The sequence below is a fragment of the Paracoccus acridae genome (assembly GCF_014642735.1).
Classification (GTDB): domain Bacteria; phylum Pseudomonadota; class Alphaproteobacteria; order Rhodobacterales; family Rhodobacteraceae; genus Paracoccus; species Paracoccus acridae.
In genome coordinates, this window is record NZ_BMIV01000001.1 from 172,906 (window position 1) to 194,841 (window position 21,936).

At 67.0% G+C, this 21,936-nt stretch carries 20 protein-coding genes; 19 read left to right on the forward strand and 1 reads right to left on the reverse strand.

Translation table 11 applies throughout. The features are described from left to right. Nucleotides 1-39 precede the first annotated feature (39 nt). From IEX25_RS00875 to IEX25_RS00885, 3 genes are read left to right on the forward strand one after another with little or no spacing between them, the layout of a single operon-like run. Entirely contained in the window at nucleotides 40-1,104 is a 1,065-nt protein-coding gene (locus IEX25_RS00875) for an ABC transporter ATP-binding protein (protein WP_188713646.1), read from the forward strand. Continuing rightward, entirely contained in the window at nucleotides 1,097-1,978 is an 882-nt protein-coding gene (locus tag IEX25_RS00880) for an ABC transporter permease (protein ID WP_103174998.1), read from the forward strand. The genes IEX25_RS00875 and IEX25_RS00880 overlap by 8 nt, the downstream gene beginning before the upstream one ends. Then, the gene (locus IEX25_RS00885; RefSeq protein ID WP_188713647.1) at nucleotides 1,975-2,778 is read left to right on the forward strand and encodes an ABC transporter permease; all 804 of its coding nucleotides are present in this window, start codon (nucleotides 1,975-1,977) and stop codon (nucleotides 2,776-2,778) included. The genes IEX25_RS00880 and IEX25_RS00885 overlap by 4 nt, the downstream gene beginning before the upstream one ends. Here the strand turns inward: IEX25_RS00885 and IEX25_RS00890 are convergent. Next, nucleotides 2,756-3,700, reverse strand: a complete 945-nt coding sequence (locus IEX25_RS00890; RefSeq protein ID WP_188713648.1) for a LysR family transcriptional regulator — start codon at nucleotides 3,698-3,700, stop codon at nucleotides 2,756-2,758. The two genes, IEX25_RS00885 and IEX25_RS00890, sit on opposite strands and share 23 nt — an antisense overlap. 119 nt (nucleotides 3,701-3,819) lie before the next feature. Between IEX25_RS00890 and chvE (IEX25_RS00895) the strand changes: the two genes are divergently transcribed. From chvE (IEX25_RS00895) to IEX25_RS00970, 16 genes are all read left to right on the forward strand, one after another. Next, nucleotides 3,820-4,875, forward strand: coding sequence for a multiple monosaccharide ABC transporter substrate-binding protein (chvE, locus tag IEX25_RS00895; protein WP_188713649.1), 1,056 nt, complete (start codon nucleotides 3,820-3,822; stop codon nucleotides 4,873-4,875). 63 nt (nucleotides 4,876-4,938) lie between these two features. Beyond that, the gene (chvE, locus tag IEX25_RS00900) at nucleotides 4,939-6,000 is read left to right on the forward strand and encodes a multiple monosaccharide ABC transporter substrate-binding protein (RefSeq protein WP_188713650.1); all 1,062 of its coding nucleotides are present in this window, start codon (nucleotides 4,939-4,941) and stop codon (nucleotides 5,998-6,000) included. 51 nt (nucleotides 6,001-6,051) lie between these two features. Next, nucleotides 6,052-7,584 (forward strand): multiple monosaccharide ABC transporter ATP-binding protein, encoded by a 1,533-nt coding sequence (gene mmsA / locus IEX25_RS00905; protein WP_103171912.1) that lies wholly within the window; start codon nucleotides 6,052-6,054, stop codon nucleotides 7,582-7,584. Then, a complete protein-coding gene (gene mmsB, locus IEX25_RS00910; protein ID WP_188713651.1) occupies nucleotides 7,581-8,786 on the forward strand; it encodes a multiple monosaccharide ABC transporter permease in 1,206 nt (401 codons plus the stop codon). The genes mmsA and mmsB overlap by 4 nt, the downstream gene beginning before the upstream one ends. 4 nt (nucleotides 8,787-8,790) lie before the next feature. Continuing rightward, a complete protein-coding gene (gene araD1 / locus IEX25_RS00915) occupies nucleotides 8,791-9,780 on the forward strand; it encodes an AraD1 family protein (RefSeq protein WP_188713652.1) in 990 nt (329 codons plus the stop codon). Nucleotides 9,781-9,789: 9 nt separating this feature from the next. Next, on the forward strand, nucleotides 9,790-11,532 hold the full coding sequence (gene araD / locus IEX25_RS00920; protein ID WP_103171909.1) for an L-arabinonate dehydratase: 1,743 nt from the start codon (nucleotides 9,790-9,792) through the stop codon (nucleotides 11,530-11,532). After that, a complete protein-coding gene (locus IEX25_RS00925) occupies nucleotides 11,532-12,443 on the forward strand; it encodes a Gfo/Idh/MocA family protein (RefSeq protein ID WP_188713653.1) in 912 nt (303 codons plus the stop codon). The genes araD and IEX25_RS00925 overlap by 1 nt, the downstream gene beginning before the upstream one ends. Before the next feature lie 10 nt (nucleotides 12,444-12,453). Beyond that, nucleotides 12,454-13,968: an aldehyde dehydrogenase (NADP(+)) gene (locus tag IEX25_RS00930; protein WP_103171907.1), complete on the forward strand. Its 1,515-nt coding sequence runs from the start codon at nucleotides 12,454-12,456 to the stop codon at nucleotides 13,966-13,968. A gap of 60 nt (nucleotides 13,969-14,028) precedes the next feature. Beyond that, nucleotides 14,029-14,988 carry a galactofuranose ABC transporter, galactofuranose-binding protein YtfQ gene (gene ytfQ / locus IEX25_RS00935; protein WP_188713654.1) on the forward strand — a complete coding sequence of 320 codons (960 nt, stop codon included), beginning with the start codon at nucleotides 14,029-14,031 and terminating at the stop codon, nucleotides 14,986-14,988. 24 nt (nucleotides 14,989-15,012) lie between these two features. Continuing rightward, nucleotides 15,013-16,536, forward strand: coding sequence for a sugar ABC transporter ATP-binding protein (locus tag IEX25_RS00940; RefSeq protein WP_229664979.1), 1,524 nt, complete (start codon nucleotides 15,013-15,015; stop codon nucleotides 16,534-16,536). Then, nucleotides 16,536-17,549 (forward strand): ABC transporter permease, encoded by a 1,014-nt coding sequence (locus IEX25_RS00945; RefSeq protein ID WP_188713655.1) that lies wholly within the window; start codon nucleotides 16,536-16,538, stop codon nucleotides 17,547-17,549. Before IEX25_RS00940 ends, IEX25_RS00945 begins: the two co-directional genes overlap by 1 nt. Then, nucleotides 17,546-18,529 carry a galactofuranose ABC transporter, permease protein YjfF gene (gene yjfF, locus IEX25_RS00950; RefSeq protein ID WP_188713656.1) on the forward strand — a complete coding sequence of 328 codons (984 nt, stop codon included), beginning with the start codon at nucleotides 17,546-17,548 and terminating at the stop codon, nucleotides 18,527-18,529. The genes IEX25_RS00945 and yjfF overlap by 4 nt, the downstream gene beginning before the upstream one ends. Next, nucleotides 18,529-19,368 (forward strand): SMP-30/gluconolactonase/LRE family protein, encoded by an 840-nt coding sequence (locus IEX25_RS00955; RefSeq protein WP_229664980.1) that lies wholly within the window; start codon nucleotides 18,529-18,531, stop codon nucleotides 19,366-19,368. Before yjfF ends, IEX25_RS00955 begins: the two co-directional genes overlap by 1 nt. After that, entirely contained in the window at nucleotides 19,365-20,336 is a 972-nt protein-coding gene (locus IEX25_RS00960; RefSeq protein WP_188713658.1) for an aldose epimerase family protein, read from the forward strand. Before IEX25_RS00955 ends, IEX25_RS00960 begins: the two co-directional genes overlap by 4 nt. Next, nucleotides 20,333-21,211 carry a 2-dehydro-3-deoxygalactonokinase gene (locus IEX25_RS00965; protein ID WP_188713659.1) on the forward strand — a complete coding sequence of 293 codons (879 nt, stop codon included), beginning with the start codon at nucleotides 20,333-20,335 and terminating at the stop codon, nucleotides 21,209-21,211. Before IEX25_RS00960 ends, IEX25_RS00965 begins: the two co-directional genes overlap by 4 nt. Further along, entirely contained in the window at nucleotides 21,208-21,840 is a 633-nt protein-coding gene (locus tag IEX25_RS00970; protein WP_188713660.1) for a 2-dehydro-3-deoxy-6-phosphogalactonate aldolase, read from the forward strand. Before IEX25_RS00965 ends, IEX25_RS00970 begins: the two co-directional genes overlap by 4 nt. Nucleotides 21,841-21,936: the final 96 nt, after the last annotated feature.

The window sequence follows — 21,936 nt, forward strand, 5'->3', positions numbered from 1 at the left end:
GGGCAGCCCCTGTCCCCACCAAGAACACACGGGGGATGGATGTCGCATTCGGTCGAGCTTGACGGGATCGGGATGAGTTTCGGTTCGACGCGCGCGGTCAGCGACGTGTCCTTCACGGTCGGGGCGGGAGAGTTCTTTTCGATCCTCGGGCCCTCGGGCTGCGGCAAGACCACGATCCTGCGGATGATCGCGGGGTTCCTGGAACCGACCGAGGGGCGCGTGCTGATCGGCGGGCGCGACATGCGCGGGCTTGGCCCGAACCAGCGACCGACCGCGATGATCTTCCAGTCGCTGGCCCTGTTCCCGCTGATGCCGGTCTGGGAAAACATCGCCTTCGGGCTGGAGGCGCGCGGCATGGGCAAGGCCGAGCGTCGCAAGCGCGCCGATGACCTGCTGCGGCTGATCGCGCTGGAAGGATACGGCGACCGGATGCCGGGCGAGTTGTCCGGCGGGCAGCGCCAGCGTGTCGCCATCGCCCGCGCGCTGGCTGTCGAACCCGATGTCCTGCTGCTGGACGAACCCCTGTCTGCGCTGGACCTGAAGCTGCGCCAGCACATGCGGGCGGAACTGCGCAGCCTTCAGAAGCGCACGGGCGTCACCTTCATCTATATCACCCATGACCAGTCCGAGGCGCTGGCCATGTCCGACCGCGTGGCGGTGATGTCGGCGGGCCTGCTGCAGCAGGTTGCCACCCCGCGCCAGCTTTACGACAACCCCGCCACCCCCTTCGTCGCCAGCTTCGTGGGCGAGACGAATGCGATCAAGGGCCGGGTCAGCGCCATCGGCGACGGCGTGGCGCGGGTCGATACCGCACTTGGGCCGCTGCACGGGCGGGCGGATGGAACCCTGGCCATCGGGCAGGCCGCGACGCTTTATGTCCGCCCCGAGGCGCTGGTGCCCGGCGTCGGCGCCAATACCCTGCGCGCCCGTGTCAGCCGCATGGATTTCGAGGGCGCCTTTGCCCTCGTCCACGGCCAGTTTTCCGACGGGGCGGCGCTGACGGCGGCGGTGCCTTCGACCCGGCTGGCCGATGCCCCCGCGCCGGGAACGGATGCCAGCTTCTTCTTCGCCCCCGAACATGCGGTGGTGCTGGCCGATGCGTGATCTTTACGCGCGCTTCGGCGGGGGCCTGGCGACGATCTTCTTGTCGCTGGTGTTGATCTGGCTGGCGGCCATGGTGCTGGCGCCGAACCTGATGATGATCGACTATGCCCTGCGGCCGAACCTGCCCCCCGCGCAGATCGGGTCCGAGGCCGATACCTGGTCGCTGGACAATTTTCTGTATCTGGCGAATGAAGGGGTGCATCGCGCGATCTTCTTCAAGACCGTCTGGGCAAGCGCCCTAGTCGCGGCTTTGACCCTGGTCGTCTGCTATCCCATCGCCTTCTGGATGGCGCAGCGCGCAACGCCGGGGCAGTTGTCCATCGCCCTGATGCTGGTCATCATCCCCTTCTTCATTAACGAGGTTCTGCGCACGCTGGCCTGGTTCATCATCCTGGCCTATCGCGGGCCGCTGAACGCGGTGCTGCAGGGGATCGGGCTGATCGACGCGCCGATCCGCTGGCAGGGCGACGGCGGCGTGCTGGCGGGGATGGTCTATGCCTATATCCTGTTCATGCTGCTGCCGATCTATAACGCCATCGAAAGCCTCGACCGGTCGCAGCTCGAGGCCGCGCGGGATCTGGGATCGCCCACCTGGCGGACGCATTGGCGGGTGGTCATTCCCCATGCCAAGGCGGGCATCGCCACGGGCTGCGTCTTCACCTTCATGCTGGCCGCCGGATCCTATGTCGCGCCCGCGCTGCTGGGGTCGCCGGGAAGCCGCTGGTTCACCGAGATCATCTACAACTGGTTCTTCGAAGGGGGCGACTGGAACCGGGGCGCGGCCTATGCGCTGACGCTTCTGGTGCTGTGCCTGGCGGTGGTGCTGGTCACGCTGCGGCTGTTCCGGGTCAACCTGACGGATGTGGCGAAATGACGGCGGATCGCATTTTCCGGGGCCTGTTCGTCCTCTATCTGCTGGCCTTCGTGATCTATCTGTTCGCGCCCCTGCTGATCATGTCGGTCGCGGCCTTCAACACCAGCCGCTTTCCCACCGTGATCCCCTGGCAGGGCACGACGATGGACTGGTTTTCCGCCATGTGGGCGGATGCCGCGATGTGGAGGGCGCTTTGGACCTCGGCCATCGTGGCGGTGCTGGTGGTGGTCGTCGCGCTGCCGGTGGGCACGGCCGCCGCCCTGGTTCTGACCACGCTGCATTCGCGGGCGCGCAGCGTGGCCTATGCGGTGATGGTGTCGCCCTTGCTGACGCCGGGGGTGGTGATCGGGATTTCCACGCTGATCCTGTGGCGGCAGGTGGGCGTGGGCGGGGGGATCGCGCTGATCGTGGTGGCGCAGACGACCTTCATCATCTGCTATGTGATGCTGATGGTCATGGCGCGGCTGCAACGCTTCGACCGCACGCAGGAGGAAGCGGCCCTTGGCCTGGGCGCGTCGCGGGTGATGGTGTTCCGCCGGGTGCTGCTGCCCTTCCTGCGGCCTGCGCTTCTGGCATCCGGGGGACTTGCGATCCTGCAATCGGTCGAGAATTACAACACCACCCTGTTCGTGCGCGGCTTTGAAACGCCGCTGACCGTCTTCATCGCCACCAAGGTCCGCACCGGCCTGACCCCCGCTGTCAACGCCCTGGCACTGGTCATCATCGCCGCCACCATTATCGGCGCCATCGCATACGAGATCGCTCGGCGCCGGCAGGTCACAGCGCGGCCGCGTTCCTGATCGGGCTGCGCGACATCTGCGCCACCGCGTCCCGCAGGCGTTTTCCCAAGGGCGACAAGGGGCGGCGCTTCAGGTCCAGCAGGAAATAGGGCGACACGCGAATGGGCCGGGGCGTCGGGATGATGGTGAAGCCCGCCCCGACCGGCGGCTGGATCAGAAGCTCGGCCACCTCGTGCGAGACCGGAGTGATCGCGTTCGTCTGCGCCAGATATGCAATCGTCAGCAGAAGCGACGGGCTGTTGACGATGTTGGCGGGTTCCGACAGGCCCACGCTTGCAAAGGCCGCCAGCGTCGCCTCGCGGATGGGGGCGCCCCGCTGCTGCATGATCCATTCCTGGCTTGCCAGTTCGGTCAGCGTGACCAGTTGCGCCCGGGCAAGCGGGTGATCGGCGCGGGCCATCAGGGCCACCTTTTCATCCGACATGGGCAGGATGTTGAAGCTGTCGCTGTCGAAATCCGGCAGGATGCGACCCAGCACGAAGTCCATCTCGCCAGCCGCCAGCTGCATCAGCAACTCTCGCGAGGGCATCACGTCCACGGTGATGTCGGCGCCGGGGCTTTCTTCCTTGATGCTGCGGATCGCGCTGACAAGATAGCTGATCGCAGGCCCCGTCACCGCGCCGACCCGGACCGACCCGGCATAGCCGCCGCGCAGGGCGTTCACATCGGCCTCGATGCTGGCCATCTCGCGCAGGATGACGCGGGCGCGCCGCAACACGGCGGTGCCGATCTCGGTCGCCTCCATCCCCTTGGGCTGGCGAACGAACAGGGCGGCGCCGACCTGGCGTTCGGCATCGGCCAGCATCCGCGAGGCTGCGGGCTGGGTCATGGCCAGCTGGTCGGCCGCCATCTGCAACTGGCCGTGCAGCGCGATCTCGTGGACCAGGCGAAGTTGGGCGGGTTTGAGCGCGCGAAACGACATATCTATTTGGTTATCCAGGCCGGCTATTTTCTCATTTTACTGTCATGCCACCTTTGCGCTAGATCTTTCTGACCTATGAGGGATGCGCGGCCAGCGACGCCGCGCCAGGGAGGATACAGATGAAGTTCAGAACCGCTGCGGTCGCGCTGGCGATCGGGGTTTCGTGGCTGGCGACCGGTGCCATGGCCGAAACCATCGGCATCGCCATGCCGACGAAATCGTCGGCCCGCTGGATCGACGACGGCAACAACATGGTCAAGCAGTTGCAGGAAGCAGGCTATGACACCGACCTGCAATATGCCGAGGATGACATCCCCAACCAGTTGGCCCAGGTCGAGAACATGATCACCAAGGGCGTCGATGTCCTGGTGATCGCCGCCATCGACGGCACGACCCTGTCGAACGCCCTTGAAAACGCCGCCGCCGCCGACATCAAGGTCATCGCCTATGACCGCCTGATCCGCGGGTCGGAACATGTCGACTATTACGCGACCTTCGACAACTTCAAGGTCGGCGTCCAGCAGGCGACCACCCTGGTGGACGGACTGAAGGAACGCTTCCCGGACGTGAAGCCTTGGAATGTCGAACTGTTCGGCGGCAGCCCCGACGACAACAACGCCTTCTTCTTCTATGACGGCGCGATGTCGGTCCTGCAGCCGCTGATCGACGACGGATCCATCGTGATCGGCTCGGGCCAGACCGGGATGGAGACCGTGGGCACGCTGCGCTGGGATCCGGCCGTGGCGCAGGCGCGCATGGACAACCTTCTGTCCTCGAACTATGCCGACAAGCAGGTCCATGGGGTGCTGTCGCCCTATGACGGGCTGTCCATCGGCATCCTGTCCTCGCTCAAGGGCGTGGGCTATGGGTCGGGCGACATGCAGATGCCCATCGTCACCGGCCAGGACGCCGAGGTCCAGTCGGTCAAGTCGATCCAGGCGGACGAGCAGTATTCCACCATCTTCAAGGACACCCGCGAACTGGCCCGCGTCACCGTGGGCATGGTCGATGCCGTCCTGAAGGGGACCGAGCCCGAGATCAACGACACCGAAACCTATGACAACGGCGTCAAGGTCGTGCCGTCCTATCTGCTGGAGCCGGTGCCGGTGACGAAGGCCAACATCAAGGAGGCTCTGGTCGACTCCGGTTACTACACCGAAGACCAGCTGAAGTGACCCTTGCGGGGCGGGCCAAAGCGTCCGCCCCCCGATCGACCGGCACCTTGGGAGGGGATGCGAATGACGAAGCTGAGACAGATGCTGACCGTTGCCGCCATCGCGCTGACGGTCCCGCTGGCTGCGGTGGCGGCCGACGAGAAGGTGGGCATCTCGATGCCCGAAAAGGTCACCGCGCGCTGGGTCGCCGACGGTGAGAACATGGTCAAGCAGTTCCAGGAGGCCGGCTATCAGCCCGACCTGCAATATGCCAACGACGACATCCCGACGCAGCTGAACCAGATCGAGAACATGATCACCACCGGCGTCAAGGTGCTGGTGATCGCGGCGCTGGACGGCACGACGCTGTCGAACGCGCTGGAAAACGCGGCCGCGTCCGACATCAAGGTCATCGCCTATGACCGGCTGATCCGCGAGACGCCGAATGTCGATTATTACGCCACCTTCGACAACTTCAAGGTCGGCGTGATGCAGGGCACCGCGCTGGTGGAAGGCCTGAAGGAACGTTTCCCGGACCAGAAGCCCTGGAATGTCGAACTGTTCGGCGGCAGCCCGGACGACAACAACGCCTATTTCTTCTATGACGGCGCCATGAGCGTGCTGCAGCCGCTGATCGATTCGGGCGATATCGTGATCCCCTCGGGTCAGATGGGGCTGGACACGGTCGGCACGCTGCGCTGGGACGCGGCCACGGCGCAGGCGCGCATGGACAACATCCTGTCCGCGAACTACGGCGACAAGGAGGTTCATGGCGTGCTGTCGGCCAATGACGGGCTGGCGCGCGGGATCATCTCGTCCGCGAAGGGCGTGGGCTACGGCTCGGGCGACCTGAAGATGCCGATCATCACCGGCCAGGACGCAGAGATTCCCGGCATCAAGGCGATCATCGACGGCGAACAGTATTCGACGGTCTTCAAGGACACGCGCGAACTGGCCAAGGTCACGGTCGGCATGGTCAACGCCATGCTGGAGGGCAAGGAGCCCGAGGTGAACGACACCGAGACCTATGACAACGGCGTCAAGGTCGTGCCGTCCTATCTGCTGGAGCCTGTCTCGGTCACCGCCGACAACTGGAAAGAGGTTCTGGTGGATTCGGGCTATTACACCGAAGACCAGTTGAAGTGATCAACGGCGGTCCCGGCTTGCGCCGGGACCCCACATGATCGGAGGAACACGATGACAGCCATTCTTGAGATGCAGGGCATCACCAAGACCTTTCCCGGCGTCAAGGCGCTGAGCAACGTGAACCTGTCGGTCCGCGAAGGCGAGATCCACGCGATCTGCGGGGAAAACGGCGCGGGCAAGTCCACGCTGATGAAGGTGCTGTCGGGCGTCTATCCGCACGGCAGCTATGACGGCGAGATCCTGTATGACGGCAAGCCCGCCCGGTTCCGCGACATTCGCGACAGCGAACAGGCGGGCATCGTCATCATCCACCAGGAACTGGCCCTGGTGCCGCTGCTGTCCGTGGCCGAGAACCTGTTTCTGGGCAACGAGGTCGCCACGGGCGGCGTGATCAACTGGCCCCTGGCCTATCAGAAGACCGAAACCCTGCTGAAGAAGGTCGGCCTGACCGAGGCGCCGACCACCAAGGTCGAAAAGCTGGGCGTGGGCAAGCAGCAGCTTGTGGAAATCGCCAAGGCGCTGGCCAAGAACGTGCGCCTTCTGATCCTGGACGAACCGACCGCCGCGCTTCAGGAAAACGACAGCCAGAAGCTTCTGGACCTGATGCTGGAACTGAAGGGGCAGGGCGTTACCCAGATCATCATCAGCCACAAGCTGAACGAGATCCGCCGCGTCGCCGACCGCGTGACCGTGATCCGCGACGGATCCACCGTGTCCACCCTGGACCGCAGCGAGATCACCGAGGATCGCATCATCCGCGACATGGTCGGCCGCGACATGGCGCATCGCTATCCCGACCGTACGCCCAGGATCGGCGAGGTGCTGATGGAGGTGCGGAACTGGTCGGTCATGCACCCGGACCAGCCGCGCCAGGTGATCCGCGACGTGTCCATGACCGTCCGCAAGGGCGAGATCGTGGGCATCGCCGGGCTGATGGGGTCGGGGCGCACCGAATTCGCCATGAGCCTGTTCGGCCGCAGCTATGGCCGCGACATCCGGGGCGAGGTGAGCCTGGCGGGCGGCACGCCGGACCTGTCCACCGTGTCCAAGGCCATCGACGCCGGGCTGGCCTATGTGACCGAGGACCGCAAGGCCCTGGGCCTGATCCTGGACGAGCCGATCCTGCGCAACATCTCGCTGGCGAACCTGGAAGGCGTCGCCAAGGGGGCGGTCCTGTCGCGGGGCCGCGAACAGCAGGTGGCCGAGAAATACCGCAAGGCCATGAACATCCGCACGCCCAGCGTCTTTCAGCGGGTCGTGAACCTGTCGGGCGGCAACCAGCAGAAGGTGGTGCTGTCCAAGTGGCTGTTCACCGATCCCAAGGTGCTGATCCTGGACGAACCGACCCGCGGCATCGACGTGGGCGCCAAGTTCGAAATCTACAACATCATGAACGAGCTTGCGGCCCAGGGCCATGGCGTCGTCATGATCAGCTCGGAGATGCCCGAGCTTCTGGGCATGTGCGACCGAATCTATGTGATGAACGAGGGCCGGATCGCCGGCGAGCTGACCCGTGAACAGGCCAGCCAGGAACGGATCATGGCCCTGATCCTGCAAGACGGAATGAAGGGGGAGGCTGCATGAGCACCGCCGAGACCAACAAGCCTGCCACGACAGGCATCGGCGCCCATCTGGGCAGCCATCTGCGCGAGAACGGGATGATGCTGGCGCTTGTCGCCATCGTGCTGTTCTTCTTCGTGATCGTGCGCGCGACCCAGGGGGTGGACTTCCTGTCGGCGCAGAACATCACCAACCTGTTCCTGCAGAACTCCTATGTCATCATCATGGCCCTGGGGATGCTTCTGGTGATCGTGGCGGGCCATATCGACCTGTCGGTCGGCTCCGTCGCGGCCTTCACGGGCGCGGTGGCATCCGTTCTGATGGTGCGGATGGGCCTGCCGGTGCTGGTGGTGATCCCGATCGTGCTGGTGGTGGGCGGGCTGATCGGCGCCGCCCAAGGATACTGGATCGCCTATTGGCGCATTCCGTCCTTCATCGTGACGCTGGCTGGGATGCTGGTCTTTCGCGGCCTGACCCTGTGGCTGCTAGGCGGCCAGAACATCGGCCCGTTCGAGCGGTCCTTCCAGGCGCTGTCCACCGGCTTCATTCCCGACCTGTTCGGCCCGGACAAGCCGAACTTCACCGCGCTGATCCTGGTCGCGGTGGCCGCCGCCGCGATCGTCTGGACCGGCGTCCGCGCCCGCGCCCGCGAGGCCGAGTTCGGCATCACCCCCGAGCCCGCGGGCTTCTTCTGGGCGCGCAATGCCGTGGTGGTGGTCGCGCTGCTGTTCGTGGGCTGGAAGCTGGCCAGCTTCCGCGGCCTGCCGAACGTGCTGCTGGTCATGTCGGTGCTGATCGTCCTTTACGCCTTCTTCACGGAATCCACGACGACCGGGCGGCGAATCTATGCCCTTGGCGGGAACGAGAAGGCGGCCAAGCTGTCGGGCATCAAGACCGAACGGCTGGTCTTCTTCACCTTTGTCAACATGGGCGTGCTGGCCTCGCTGGCCGGGATGATCGTCACCGCCCGCCTGAACAGCGCCACCCCCAAGGCCGGCGTCGGGTTCGAGCTTGACGTGATCGCGGCCGTGTTCATCGGCGGCGCCTCGATGTCGGGCGGGGTGGGGCGCATCATCGGGGTCGTGGTCGGCGCGCTGATCATGGGCGTGATGAACAACGGCATGTCTATCATGGGCATCGGCATCGACTATCAGCAGGTCATCAAGGGGCTGGTGCTGCTGGCCGCCGTGATCTTCGACGTCTACAACAAGAACAAGCAAGGCTAGAACCATGTTTCTGTCGCAACTGAAAAGCCCCGGCGGGGACCGGGTTGTCGCCGCACGCGAGAACGACAGCGCCTGGATCGTGCCGGGTGCGCGTTCCACCCGCGATCTGGCCCTGGCCGCCATCGCCGCCGGCCACGGCCTTGCGGCCGAGGTGAAGGCGCGCGGGCAGGGCGAGGCCGTCGATCTGGCCGCCGCCCTGGCCGAAGGCCGGGTGCTGCTGCCGCTGGACCACGACGATCCCGCGCATCTGCACCTGACCGGCACCGGGCTGACGCATCTGGGCAGCGCCGCCACGCGCAACTCGATGCATGCCAAGACGGACGCCGAGGCGCTGACCGACAGCATGAAGATGTTCCGCATGGGGCTGGAAGGGGGCAAGCCACAGGGCGGTGCCGCCGGCGTTCAGCCCGAATGGTTCTACAAGGGCAATGGCGTGAACGCGATTGCCCCCGGCGCGGCCTTGGTGTCGCCGGGCTTCGCCCTGGACGCAGGCGAGGAGCCGGAGATCGCGGGCCTTTACCTGATCGGGCCGGACGGCACGCCCTTCCGGCTGGGCTTTGCGCTGGCGAACGAATTTTCCGACCATGTGACCGAACGCGGCAATTACCTGTGGCTGGCCCATTCCAAGCTGCGCCCGGCCAGCTTCGGTCCCGAGATGCTGGTGGGCGATCTGCCGCAGCATGTCGAAGGGACCAGCCGCATCCTGCGCGACGGCCAGGCGATCTGGGAAAAGCCCTTCCTGTCGGGCGAATCCAACATGTCGCATTCGCTGGCGAACCTGGAACACCACCACTTCAAATATGCGCTGTTCCGCCAGCCGGGCGACGTGCATGTCCATTTCTTCGGCACCGCGACGCTGTCCTTCGCGGACGGGATCAAGGCGCAGACGGGCGATGTCTTCCAGATCGAAGCCCCCGACTTCGGCCTGCCCCTGTCCAACCCGCTGGACCAGCAGCAGAACGGCGAAATCCCTGTCGCCGTCGCCACTCTCTAGAGGCTCAAGATGACGTTCAAACCCGCCCCCTGGCCCCGCCAGCTTCGTTCCCAGCACTGGTATGGCGGCACCTCGCGCGACACGATCTATCATCGCGGCTGGATGAAGAACCAGGGCTGGCCCCATGACCTGTTCGACGGGCGGCCCGTGATCGGCATCATGAACACCTGGGCCGACCTGACCCCCTGCAACGGCCATCTGCGCGAACTGGCCGAAAAGGTGAAGGCGGGCGTCTGGGAAGCCGGCGGCTTCCCGGTCGAGGTTCCGGTCTTTTCCGCATCCGAAAACACCTTCCGCCCGACCGCGATGATGTTCCGCAACCTGGCCGCCCTTGCGGTCGAGGAAACGATGCGCGGCCAGCCCATCGACGGCGCGGTGCTGCTGGTCGGCTGCGACAAGACCACGCCGTCCCTGCTGATGGGCGCGGCCTCGACCGACATCCCGTCGATCGTCGTCACCGGCGGGCCGATGCTGAACGGATATTTCCGGGGCGAACGGGTCGGCTCCGGCACGCATCTGTGGAAGTTTTCCGAGGCCGTGAAGGCCGGAGAGATGACGCAGGAGGAGTTCCTGGAAGCCGAGGCCTCGATGTCCCGCTCCACCGGCACCTGCAACACGATGGGCACGGCATCGACCATGGCAAGCATGGCTGAGGCGCTGGGCATGGCGCTGTCGGGCAATGCCGCGATCCCCGCCGTGGACAGCCGCCGCCGCGTGATGGCGCAACTGTCGGGCCGCCGCATCGTGCAGATGGTCAAGGACGACCTGAAGCCCTCGGACATCATGACGCGGGCTGCCTTCGAGAACGCCATCCGCACCAACGGCGCCATCGGCGGGTCCACCAATGCGGTGATCCACCTGCTGGCCATCGCAGGCCGGGTGGGCGTGGACATCACGCTGGATGACTGGGACCGCTGCGGCCGCGACGTGGCGACCATCGTGAACCTGATGCCGTCGGGCCAATACCTGATGGAGGAGTTCTTCTATGCCGGCGGCCTGCCCGTCGTGCTGAAACGCCTGGGCGAGGCCGGGCTGCTGCACAAGGACGCGCTGACCGTCAGCGGCAGCACGATCTGGGACGAGGTCAAGGATGTCGTCAACTGGAACGAGGACGTGATCCTGCCCGCCGACCGCCCGCTGATGGCCCAGGGCGGCATTGCCGTGCTGCGCGGGAACCTGGCGCCCAGGGGGGCGGTGCTGAAGCCGTCCGCCGCCAGCCCGCATCTGCTGGTCCATCGCGGCCGCGCGGTCGTCTTCGAGGATATCGACGACTACAAGGCCCGGATCGAGGACGAGGCGCTGGATATCGACGAGACCTGCGTCATGGTGATGAAGAACTGTGGCCCCAAGGGCTATCCCGGCATGGCCGAGGTGGGCAATATGGGCCTGCCGCCCAAGGTGCTGCGCAAGGGCATCACGGACATGGTGCGGATTTCCGACGCGCGCATGTCGGGCACGGCCTATGGCACGGTGGTCCTGCATACCTCGCCCGAGGCGGCGGCAGGCGGTCCGCTGGCCGTGGTCCGCGACGGCGACATTATCGAACTGGACGTGCCGAATCGCCGCCTGCACCTGGACATTCCTGATACGGAACTGGCCGCGCGCCTTGCCGCTTGGCAGCCCAGCCATGAATTGCCGACCAGCGGCTATGCCTGGCTGCACCAAGCGCATGTGGAAGGGGCCGATACCGGGGCGGATCTGGACTTCCTCAAGGGTTGCCGGGGCAATCCGGTCGGACGGGACAGCCACTGATGAAGATCGCGTTAGTCGGCATCGGGAAGATCGCGCTGGACCAGCATGTGCCGGCGCTTGATGTCAGCCCCGACTGGGAACTGGCCGCGACCGTCAGCCGAAAGGGCACGGTCGATGGCGTCGAGGCCTTCACGGACATCGGCGCCATCCTGGATGCGCGGCCCGACATCCCGGTGGTCAGCCTCTGCCTGCCGCCCGTTCCCCGCTTTGAGGTGGCGCAGGCGGTGCTGCGTGCGGGCCGTCACCTGATGCTGGAAAAGCCCCCCGGCGCCACCCTGGCCGAGGTTCACGCCCTATGCGACCTGGCTGAACGGCAGGGCGTCACCATCTATGCCACATGGCATTCGCGCATGGCGATGGCCGTGGCTGCCGCGCGCGACTGGCTGGCGGACAAGACCGTCCAGGACGGCCGCATCACCTGGCGGGAAGACGTGCGCAAGTGGCATCCGGGCCAGGACTGGATCTTCGAGGCCGGCGGCATGGGCGTCTTCGACCCCGGCATCAACGCCCTGTCGATCTTGACCGCGATCCTGCCCCAGCCCGTGCGCCTGCTGTCCGCCGACCTGGATTTTCCGGCCAACCGCCAGGCACCCATCGCGGCGCGGTTGCGGTTCAGCCAGGGCATCGACGCCGATTTCGACTTCCGCCAGGAAGGCCCGCAGACCTGGGACATGGAGTTTCAGACCGACGGGGGCCGGATGGCGCTGCGCATGGGCGGCAACCGGCTGGAAATCGACGGCCGCCATGTCCAGGGCGCCGACGACATCATGGGCGAATATCCCGCGCTTTATGCGCAGATGGCAAGGCTGGTTTCCGGCGGAAACCGGGACGCAGACCTTGCGCCCATGGTTCTGGTGGCCGATGCCTTCACCCTCGGGCGGCGCAACAGCGTCGCGGATTTTCATTTCTGAGGATAATGCAATGACCTTCACCCCCCATGGCAAACATCTGGTCGCAGGCGAATGGCTGACGGGCGAAGGCACGTTCCGATCGTCCCCCGCCCATGGCGACGGCCACGATTTCAGCGCCGGCACCGCCGATCTGGTGAACCGCGCCTGCGAGGCAGCCGAGGCAGCCTTTGCCGCCTATGCCGCGACCAGCCGAGAGGAGCGCGCCCGCTTCCTGGACGCCATCGCCGACGAGATCGAGGCACGCGCCGAGGCGATCACCGCCATGGGCACGGCGGAAACCGGCCTGCCCGAGGCGCGGCTGCAGGGCGAGCGGGGCCGCACCACGGGCCAGTTGCGCCTGTTCGCGGACCATATCCGCAAGGGCGATTACCTGGACCGCCGCCACGATCCCGCGCTGCCCGACCGCCAGCCCCTGCCGCGGCCCGACCTGCGGCTGATCCAGCGTCCGATCGGCCCGGTGGGGGTCTTCGGGGCCTCGAACTTTCCCTTGGCCTTTTCGACAGCAGGCGGTGACACCGCATCCGCGCTGGCGGCGGGATGCCCGGTCGTCGTCAAGGGCCATCCCGCCCATCCCGCCACGGGCGAGATCGTGGCCGAGGCGGTCCATGCCGCCGTCCAGTCCACCGGAATGCCTGCCGGCGTCTTCAACTTCATCCATGGCAACACGCATCATGTCGGCGCGGCCCTGGTCCAGCACCCGCTGATCAAGGCCGTGGGCTTCACCGGCAGCCTGCGCGGGGGCCGGGCGCTCTTCGATCTGTGTGCCGCGCGGCCCGAGCCGATCCCCTTCTTCGGCGAGCTTGGCAGCATCAACCCCGGCTTCATCCTGCCCCAGGCGCTTGCCGCGCGGGGTGCCAAGCTGGCGGAAGGCTGGGCGGGCAGCCTGACCATGGGCGCGGGCCAGTTCTGCACCAATCCCGGCCTGATCGTGATGCCCAAGGGCGTTCTGGCCGAAGCCTTCGCCAAGGCCGCAGGCGACGCACTGGCCAAGATCGGGCCCCAGGTCATGCTGTCCGACGGCATCGCCGAGGCTTACCGCGCGGGCATCAACCGTGCGGCGGGGGTGGCCACGCCGGTCTTCGAGGGCGAAAGCCATGGCCGCAACGCCCTGCCCGCCATCTACAAGACCACGGCCGAGGAATTCCTGCGCGATCACACCCTGGCCGAGGAGGTGTTCGGTCCCATGGGCGTGATCGTCACCGTTTCCGACGGAGACCAGATGCTGGACGTGGCCGAGGCGATGGAAGGCCAGCTGACCGCGACCCTGCATCTGGATGATGGCGACATCGACCTTGCGGCGCGGCTGATGCCGATCCTGGAACGCAAGGCGGGCCGCATCCTGGCGAACGGCTGGCCCACCGGGGTCGAGGTCGCGGACGCGATGGTCCATGGCGGGCCTTATCCCGCCACGACGAACTTCGGCGCGACCAGCGTGGGAAGCATGGCGATCCGCCGCTTCCTGCGCCCGGTCAGCTATCAGAACATCCCCGAGGCGCTGTTGCCCGAGGATTTGCGGGGCCTTTGAGGCCCTGCATCAATCCGTCGGCGAAAAGACCGGCGAGATCATGAAAGGGAGGAAAAAACCATGACCATCAAGACCCTGTTGGGCACGGCGGCGTTTCTGGCCGTCACGGCCGGCGGCGCCCTTGCCGAAGGAGAGACCGTCGGTTTCTCGCAGATCGGTTCCGAATCCGGCTGGCGGGCGGCGGAAACCACGCTGACCCGGCAGCAGGCCGAGGAACGCGGGATCCAACTGCAATTCTCGGACGCGCAGCAGAAGCAGGAAAACCAGATCGCCGCGATCCGGTCCTTTGTCGCGCAAGGCGTGGACGCGATCCTGCTGGCTCCGGTCGTGGCAACCGGCTGGGATTCCGTCCTGCAGGAAGCCAAGGAGGCCGAGATCCCCGTGGTCCTGCTGGACCGGCAGGTGGACAGTTCCGAGGATCTCTATCTGACCGCCGTGGGATCGAACCTGGTCCATGAAGGCGAGGTCGCGGGCGAATGGCTGGCCAACGAGGTCGGCGACCGCGAATGCCGCATCGTCGAATTGCAGGGCACCACCGGATCCAGCCCCGCCATCGACCGCAAGACCGGCTTCGAGAACGCGATCAAGGATCACCCGAACCTGACCATCGTGCGCAGCCAGACGGGCGACTTCACCCGCGCCCTGGGCAAGGAGGTCATGGAAAGCTTCCTTCAGGCCGAAAACGGCGGCAAGGACATCTGCGCGCTTTACGCCCATAACGACGACATGGCGGTGGGCGCGATCCAGGCCATCAAGGAAGCCGGCCTGAAGCCGGGCGAGGATATCCTGGTTGTGTCCATCGACGCGGTCCCGGACATCTTCAAGGCCATGGCCGACGGCGAGGCCAATGCCACGGTCGAACTGACCCCCAACATGGCCGGCCCCGCCTTCGACGCGCTTGCGGCATACTGGGCCGACGGCACCATGCCGCCGAAGTTCATCCAGACGGAATCGAAGCTGTTCACCCAGGCGGACGATCCGGCGGGCGAATACGAACGCCGCAAGGGCCTGGGCTACTGATCGCCTGTCTGCCGGGCCGCCGCCATGCGGCCCGGCAACCATGCCGAAGGGGGCGACATGCTGCTGACCATCCGGTCCCTGACCAAGACCTTTCCCGGCACGCTTGCGCTTGACGCCGTCGATTTCGACCTGCGCGCGGGCGAGGTTCATGCGCTTCTGGGCGAAAACGGCGCGGGCAAGTCCACGCTGATCAAGTGCCTGACCGGCGCTTATCGCCGCGACGGCGGCACGGTGACGCTGGACGGCGCGACCATCGACCCGCAGTCCACGGCCCATGCGCAGGAACTGGGCATCGGCACCGTTTATCAGGAAGTGAACCTGCTGGCGAACCTGACCGTGGCGCAGAACCTGTTGTTCGGCCGCGAACCGCGCCGCTGGGGCCTGATCGACGGCCGCGCGATGCGCAGGCAGGCCCGCGCGATGCTGGCGGAATACGGGCTGGATCTGGCCGTGGACCGCGACCTGGGCACCTATTCCGTGGCGATCCAGCAGATCGTCGCCATCGCCCGCGCCGTCGCCCTGTCGGGCAAGGTGCTGATCCTGGACGAACCCACCGCCAGCCTTGACGCGGCCGAGGTGCGGATGGTCTTCGACGTGGTGCGGGGCCTGCGCGAACGCGGGCTTGGCATCGTCTTCGTGTCGCATTTCCTGGACCAGGTCTTCGACCTGACCGACCGAGTGACGGTCCTGCGCAACGGCCGCAAGATCGTGACCACCGACACCGCCAGCCTGGACCGCGTGCGCCTGATCGAGCACATGCTGGGCCGTGAACTGGAGGATGCGACCGGCGATCAGGCCGTCGCGCGCGGCCCCCGCCCGCCGATGCTGGACTTCAGCGGCCTGGGGCGGCGCGGCACCATCGAGCCCTTCGACCTGGCCGTGGGACAGGGCGAGGTCGTGGGCCTTGCCGGTCTTCTGGGATCGGGACGCACTGAATCCGCCGAACTGCTGTTCGGGTTGCGCAACGCCCATTCCGGCACCGCGACCGACCAGCAGGGGCCGCTGGACCTGCGCAGCCCGCGCAGCGCCATCGCCGCAGGCTTCGGCTTCGTCCCCGAGGAACGCAAGACCGACGGCATCGTCGCCGACCTGTCCATCCGAGAGAACATCATCCTGGGCCTCCAGGCCCGGCGCGGCTGGGCGCGGCCCATCCCGCGCGCCGAACAGAACCGGCTGGCCGACGACTATATCAAGCGGCTGGACATCCGCAACTCGGGCCGGGAAAAGCGCATCGGCGAACTGTCGGGCGGCAACCAGCAAAAGGTCGTGCTGGCCCGCTGGCTGGCGATGAACCCGCGCTTCCTGATCCTGGACGAACCGACCCGCGGCATCGACGTGGGCGCGCATGCGGAAATCGTCCGCCTGATCCATCAGCTGGTGGACCAGGGCATGTCGCTTCTGGTCATCAGCAGCGAGATCGACGAACTGATCGCCGTCTCCGACCGGGTGATCGTGCTGCGCGACCGCCGCCATGTCGCCGAACTGACGGGCGACGAGATCGCCCCCGGCCGCATCATGCAGGCCATTGCCGCCACGGAGGCCGCGTGATGGACCTGCTGAAACGGCTTGCCCCGCAACTGATGGCCCTGGCCGCCCTGGTGGCGGTGGTGACGGCCTTTTATCCGGCCTTCCTGGATGTCTCGCTGACCGACGGGCGGCTGGTCGGGCCGGTCATCGACGTGCTGAAGCGCGCAGCCCCCGTGGCCTTGCTTGCCGTCGGCATGACGCTGGTGATCGCCACGCGCGGGATCGACCTGTCGGTCGGCACGATCATGGCGATCTGCGGCGCGGTCGCGGCATTCGCCGTGGCCTCGGGCTGGGGGCTGCCCGCCGCGCTGCTGCTGGCCCTGGGCGCCGGCGCGCTTGCCGGGCTGTGGAACGGCACGCTTGTGGCGGTGGTGGGCATCCAGCCCTTCGTCGCAACCCTGATCCTGATGACCATGGGGCGCGGCGTCGCCCAGTTGATCACCGAGGGGCGCATCCTGACCTTCACCGACCCGGGCTTCGGCTGGATCGGATCGGGGGTGGTGCTGGGCCTGCCTGTGCCCACGATGATCTGGATCGTCACCGCCATTGCCGCCGCGCTTCTGATGCGCCGCACCGCCCTTGGCCTGCTGGTCGAGGCGATCGGCATCAACCGCCGCGCCAGCACCCTGGCCGGGGTGAACGCGACCGTCCTGCTGATCGCGGTCTATGTGGCATCCGGCCTTTGCGCGGCCTTGGCGGGGCTGATCGTCACGGCCGACATCCGGGGCGCGGATGCCAACAATGCCGGGCTGTGGCTAGAACTGGACGCGATCCTGGCCGTGGTGATCGGGGGCAATTCGCTGCTGGGCGGGCGCTTTTCCATCGCGGCATCCATCATCGGGGCGCTGATCATCACCACCATCAGCATCGGCATCCGGCTGATCGGCTTTCCGTCGGAATACAACCTCATCATCAAGGCCGGGCTGGTGCTGGTGATCCTGGTCCTGCAATCGCCGCGCATCAGCGCCGAATGGCGCCTGTGGCGCGACAGCCACCGCGCAAGCCGCGAAGCCACGCAACGGAGGCAGGCATGAACACCCGCGCGCTGCCGCTTTACGTCACCATCGGGATCTTCCTGCTGGCCTATCTGGTCTTCTGGCTGCAATTCCCCAATATCCTGTCCACCCGGGTCGTCGGCAACCTTCTGACCGACAACGCCTATCTGGGCATCGTCGCGGTCGGCATGACGCTGGTGATCCTGTCGGGCGGCATCGACCTGTCGGTCGGATCGGTGATCGCCTTTTCCGGCGTCTTCATCGCGGTCCTGCTGCGCGATACCGGGCTGCATCCGCTGGCCGTCTTTGCCCTGCTGCTGGGGCTGACCACCGCCTTCGGCGCGGGCATGGGCTTTCTGATCGACCGGCTGGCCATGCCCGCCTTCATCGTCACGCTGGCGGGCATGTTCCTGGCACGCGGCGCGGCCTATATCCTGTCCATCGACTCCGTGCCGATCCAGCATCCCTTTTATCAGGCGCTGCAAGGGGCCTATTGGCTGATGCCCGGCAAGGGGCGGCTGACGCTGATCGGCGTGCTGATGGTCCTGACCTTCGTCCTTGGCATGATCGTCGCCCACAAGACCCGCTTCGGCGCCTCGGTCTATGCCCTGGGCGGGGGCGAGGCCGCGGCGCGGCTGATGGGGGTCCGGCAGGGGCGCACTACGGTGCTGGTCTATGCCTTTTCGGGGGCGATGGCGGGACTGTCGGGCATCGTCTTCTCGGTCTATACCGGGTCGGGCTATTCGCTGGCGACGGTGGGGACGGAACTGACGGCCATTGCCGCCGTGGTGATCGGGGGCACGCTGCTGACGGGGGGCGCGGGCTATATGTTCGGGACCTTCGTGGGCGTGCTGACGATGGGCCTGATCCAGACCTATATCGTCTTCGACGGCAGCCTGTCGTCCTGGTGGACCAAGATCGTCATCGGGATCCTTCTGCTGGCCTTCATCCTGCTGCAAAAGGGCCTGCTGAAACTGTCGCAGATGCGGCTGGCCCAGGACGCCATAAGGGGAACATGATGATCCACGACAACCGCCAATGCCGGCTGGGCGAGGGAGCCTTCTGGCACCCCGAGCGCCGGCAGTTCTTCTGGTTCGACATCAAGGGCAAGCGGCTTTTGTCGCAGGACGACGGCCAGCCCGTGGAATGGCGCTTTGACCGCATGGCCTCGGCCGCCGGCTGGATCGACCGTGACCGGCTGCTGATCGCGACCGAGACGGGGCTGGCGATCCTGTCGCTGGCCGACGGATCGCTGGCAGATGTCGCGGCGGTCGAGGCCGACAATCCCGCCACCCGGTCGAACGACGGCCGCGCGGACCCGCAGGGCGGATTCTGGTTCAGCACGATGGGCCGGAACGGCGAGGCGGGCCTTGGCGCGATCTATCGGTATTACCGGGGCGAGATCCGCAGGCTGGTCGCACCGGTCACAATCCCGAACTCGATCTGCTTCTCGCCCGACGGGGGGACGGTGCATTATTCGGATACGGAGGGCGGCATCGTCTGGCGCCAGGGCCTTGACGACCAGGGCTGGCCCGTGGGCGAGGCGCAGGTGTTCCTTGACCTGTCCGCGCAGGACTGGTCGCCCGACGGCGCGGTCACGGATGCCGAAGGGGGCTTCTGCTGCGCGATCTGGGGGCAGGGGGCGGTGATCCGCTTCGACGCCCAGGGACGGCAGACCCATCGTTTCGACGTGGGCGGGCGGCAGTCCTCCTGTCCGTCCTTCGGCGGCGCGGACCTGTCCGACCTGCTGGTGACGACCGCCTTCGACGGGATCGAGGATCCCGACCCGGCGCAGGGCAAGACCTATCTGGTGCGGACCGGCCTGACCGGCCTTCCCGAACCGCAGGTGATCCTGTGAGCCACTGGACCCTGCCCGATGGACGTTCCGTGGACCGCCTGACCCTGCGCGGCGGCGGGCTGATGGCGCAGGTGCTGACGCTGGGCGCGACCGTGCAGGATTTGCGCATGGACGGCGTGGATCACCCGTTGGTCCTCGGCTGCCCCGATCCGGCGGATTACCTTGGCGACGGGATCTACATGGGCGCGATCGTCGGGCGCTTTGCCAACCGCATCGGCGGGGCGCGGTTCACGCTGGACGGTCGGGAATACCGCACCGATGCGAACTTCAAGGATCGCCACACGCTTCATGGCGGAAAGCACGGCACGAACTGGCATGTCTGGACCGTCGAGGATGCAGGAGACGACAGCGCCACCCTGTCGCTGCTGCTGCCGGACGGAGAGATGGGCTTTCCAGGCGCCATGGCCGTCCGCGCCGCGATCGCCTTGCGCGACGGCGCGCTGATCTTCGACCTGTCGGCCGAGAGCGACGCGCCGACGCCCTGCAACCTGGCCCATCACGGCTATTTCAACCTGGATGGCGGGGACGATGTACGAAGCCACCGGCTTCGCATTGCGGCCGACCGCTATGTTCCGGTCGATGACGACCTGATCCCCCTGCCGGGCACAGCGCCGGTCGAGGGCACGCGCTTCGATTTCCGGCAGGCGCGCCAGATCGAGCCGGGCGAATACGACCACAATTTCTGCTTGTCGGATGGCACCGTCGCCCCGCGCGTGGTGGCCGAACTGACCGGTCAATCCGGCGTCCGAATGCAGATCGAGACGGACCAGCCGGGCCTTCAGGTTTATGACGGGGTGCATTTCGACGGGCTGGCGGGGCTGGAGGGCCGCCGCTATGACCGCTTTGCCGGTGTCGCGCTGGAAACCCAGGGCTGGCCCGACGCGCCGAACCGGCCCGATTTTCCCGATGCGATCCTGCGCCCCGGCGAGACCTGGCGCCACCACGTTGCCTATAGGTTTTCCCGATGACGGCGCTGATCGGTATCGACTGGGGCACGACCTCGTTCCGGGCCTGGCGAATGGGGCAGGGGGGCGAGGTGCTGGAGGAGGTCGGCGACGGCCCCGGCATCCTGGCCGCAAGCGCCCTGCCGGGCGGCTTCGGTCAGGCGCTGCGCGACCGCATCGGCCTCTGGATGGACGGCACGCCGGTCATCGCCTCGGGCATGATCACCAGCCGCAATGGCTGGGTGGAAACGCCCTATCTGCCGCTGCCCCTGGACGCGGCCAGCTTGGCCCGCAGCCTGACCCTGCATGACGGCATCCATTTCGTCACCGGCGCGGTCAGCGACCCCGACGGCCCCGCCCCCGACGTGATGCGCGGCGAGGAGACCGAGATCATCGGCCATCTGGCGGGCGGGGGCGGGGACGGCCTGTTCGTCCTGCCCGGCACCCACAGCAAATGGGCCTGGGCCGAGGGCGGCAGGCTGGTGGCCTTCCGCACCGTGATGACCGGAGAGGTCTTCGGGGCGCTGCGCGATCACACCATCCTGGGGCGCCTGGTCCAGCCGGGGCCGGGCAGCGGGGACGCCTTCCGCCGGGGTGTCGAGGCCGGGCGGCAGGACGGCGCGCTTCTGGGGCGCATCTTCAGCGCCCGGACGCTGGCGCTGATGGACCGGCTTCCGCCGGACCAGATCGCCGACTACCTGTCGGGCCTGCTGATCGGGGACGAGGTCGCGCATGGCCTTCGCGACGCCAGCGGCCCCGTCACGATCATCGGGCGCGGGGATCTGGCCGCGCGCTATCAGACGGCCTTTGCGGTGCTGGGGATTTCGGCGGATGTGGCGCCGCCGGGCATGGCGCGGCGGGGGCTTTGGGACATTGCCCTGAAAGGGGGACTGACATGACCGACTTCGACACCGCCTTTGCCGCGAACCCGCTGATCGCCATTCTGCGCGGCCTGCGCCCCGATGAGGCCGCCGACACCGCCCTTGCCCTGACGGGTGCGGGATTTTCCATCCTGGAAGTGCCGCTGAATTCGCCCGCCCCCCTGGACAGCATCGGCCGGATGGCAGCGGCCGTTCCCGATGCGCTTGTGGGCGCGGGCACCGTGCTGACGTCCGATCAGGTGGGCCAGGTGGCCGATGCCGGCGGGCGCATCGTCATCGCCCCGAACTTCGACCCCCGCGTCGCCGCCGAGGCGCGCCGTCGGGCGCTGGCCTATTGCCCCGGCGTCGGCACCGTCAGCGAGGCCTTTGCGGCGCTTGAGGCGGGGGCCGTCGCGCTGAAGCTGTTTCCGGCCGAGATGATCCCCCCTGCCGCCGTCAAGGCCATGCGGGCGGTCCTGCCGCACGGGACCCGCCTGCTGCCGGTCGGCGGCATCGGCCCGGCCACCATGGCGGACTATGTCCAGGCGGGGGCGGACGGGTTCGGGCTGGGATCGGCGCTTTACAAGCCGGGCCAGGATGCGGCGACCACGGGCCGGCGGGCGCAGGATTTCATGGCGGCCTGGCGGGCCTTGGGCACGTTGACTTAAGTTAAGCCTGTCCTTGCTGCGGGAACATTGCCCGGAGGGGGTGCGTTTGGGCCCGGTGCGCCGCAGGGGAAGGCGCGACAACATCCGGGAGAATCA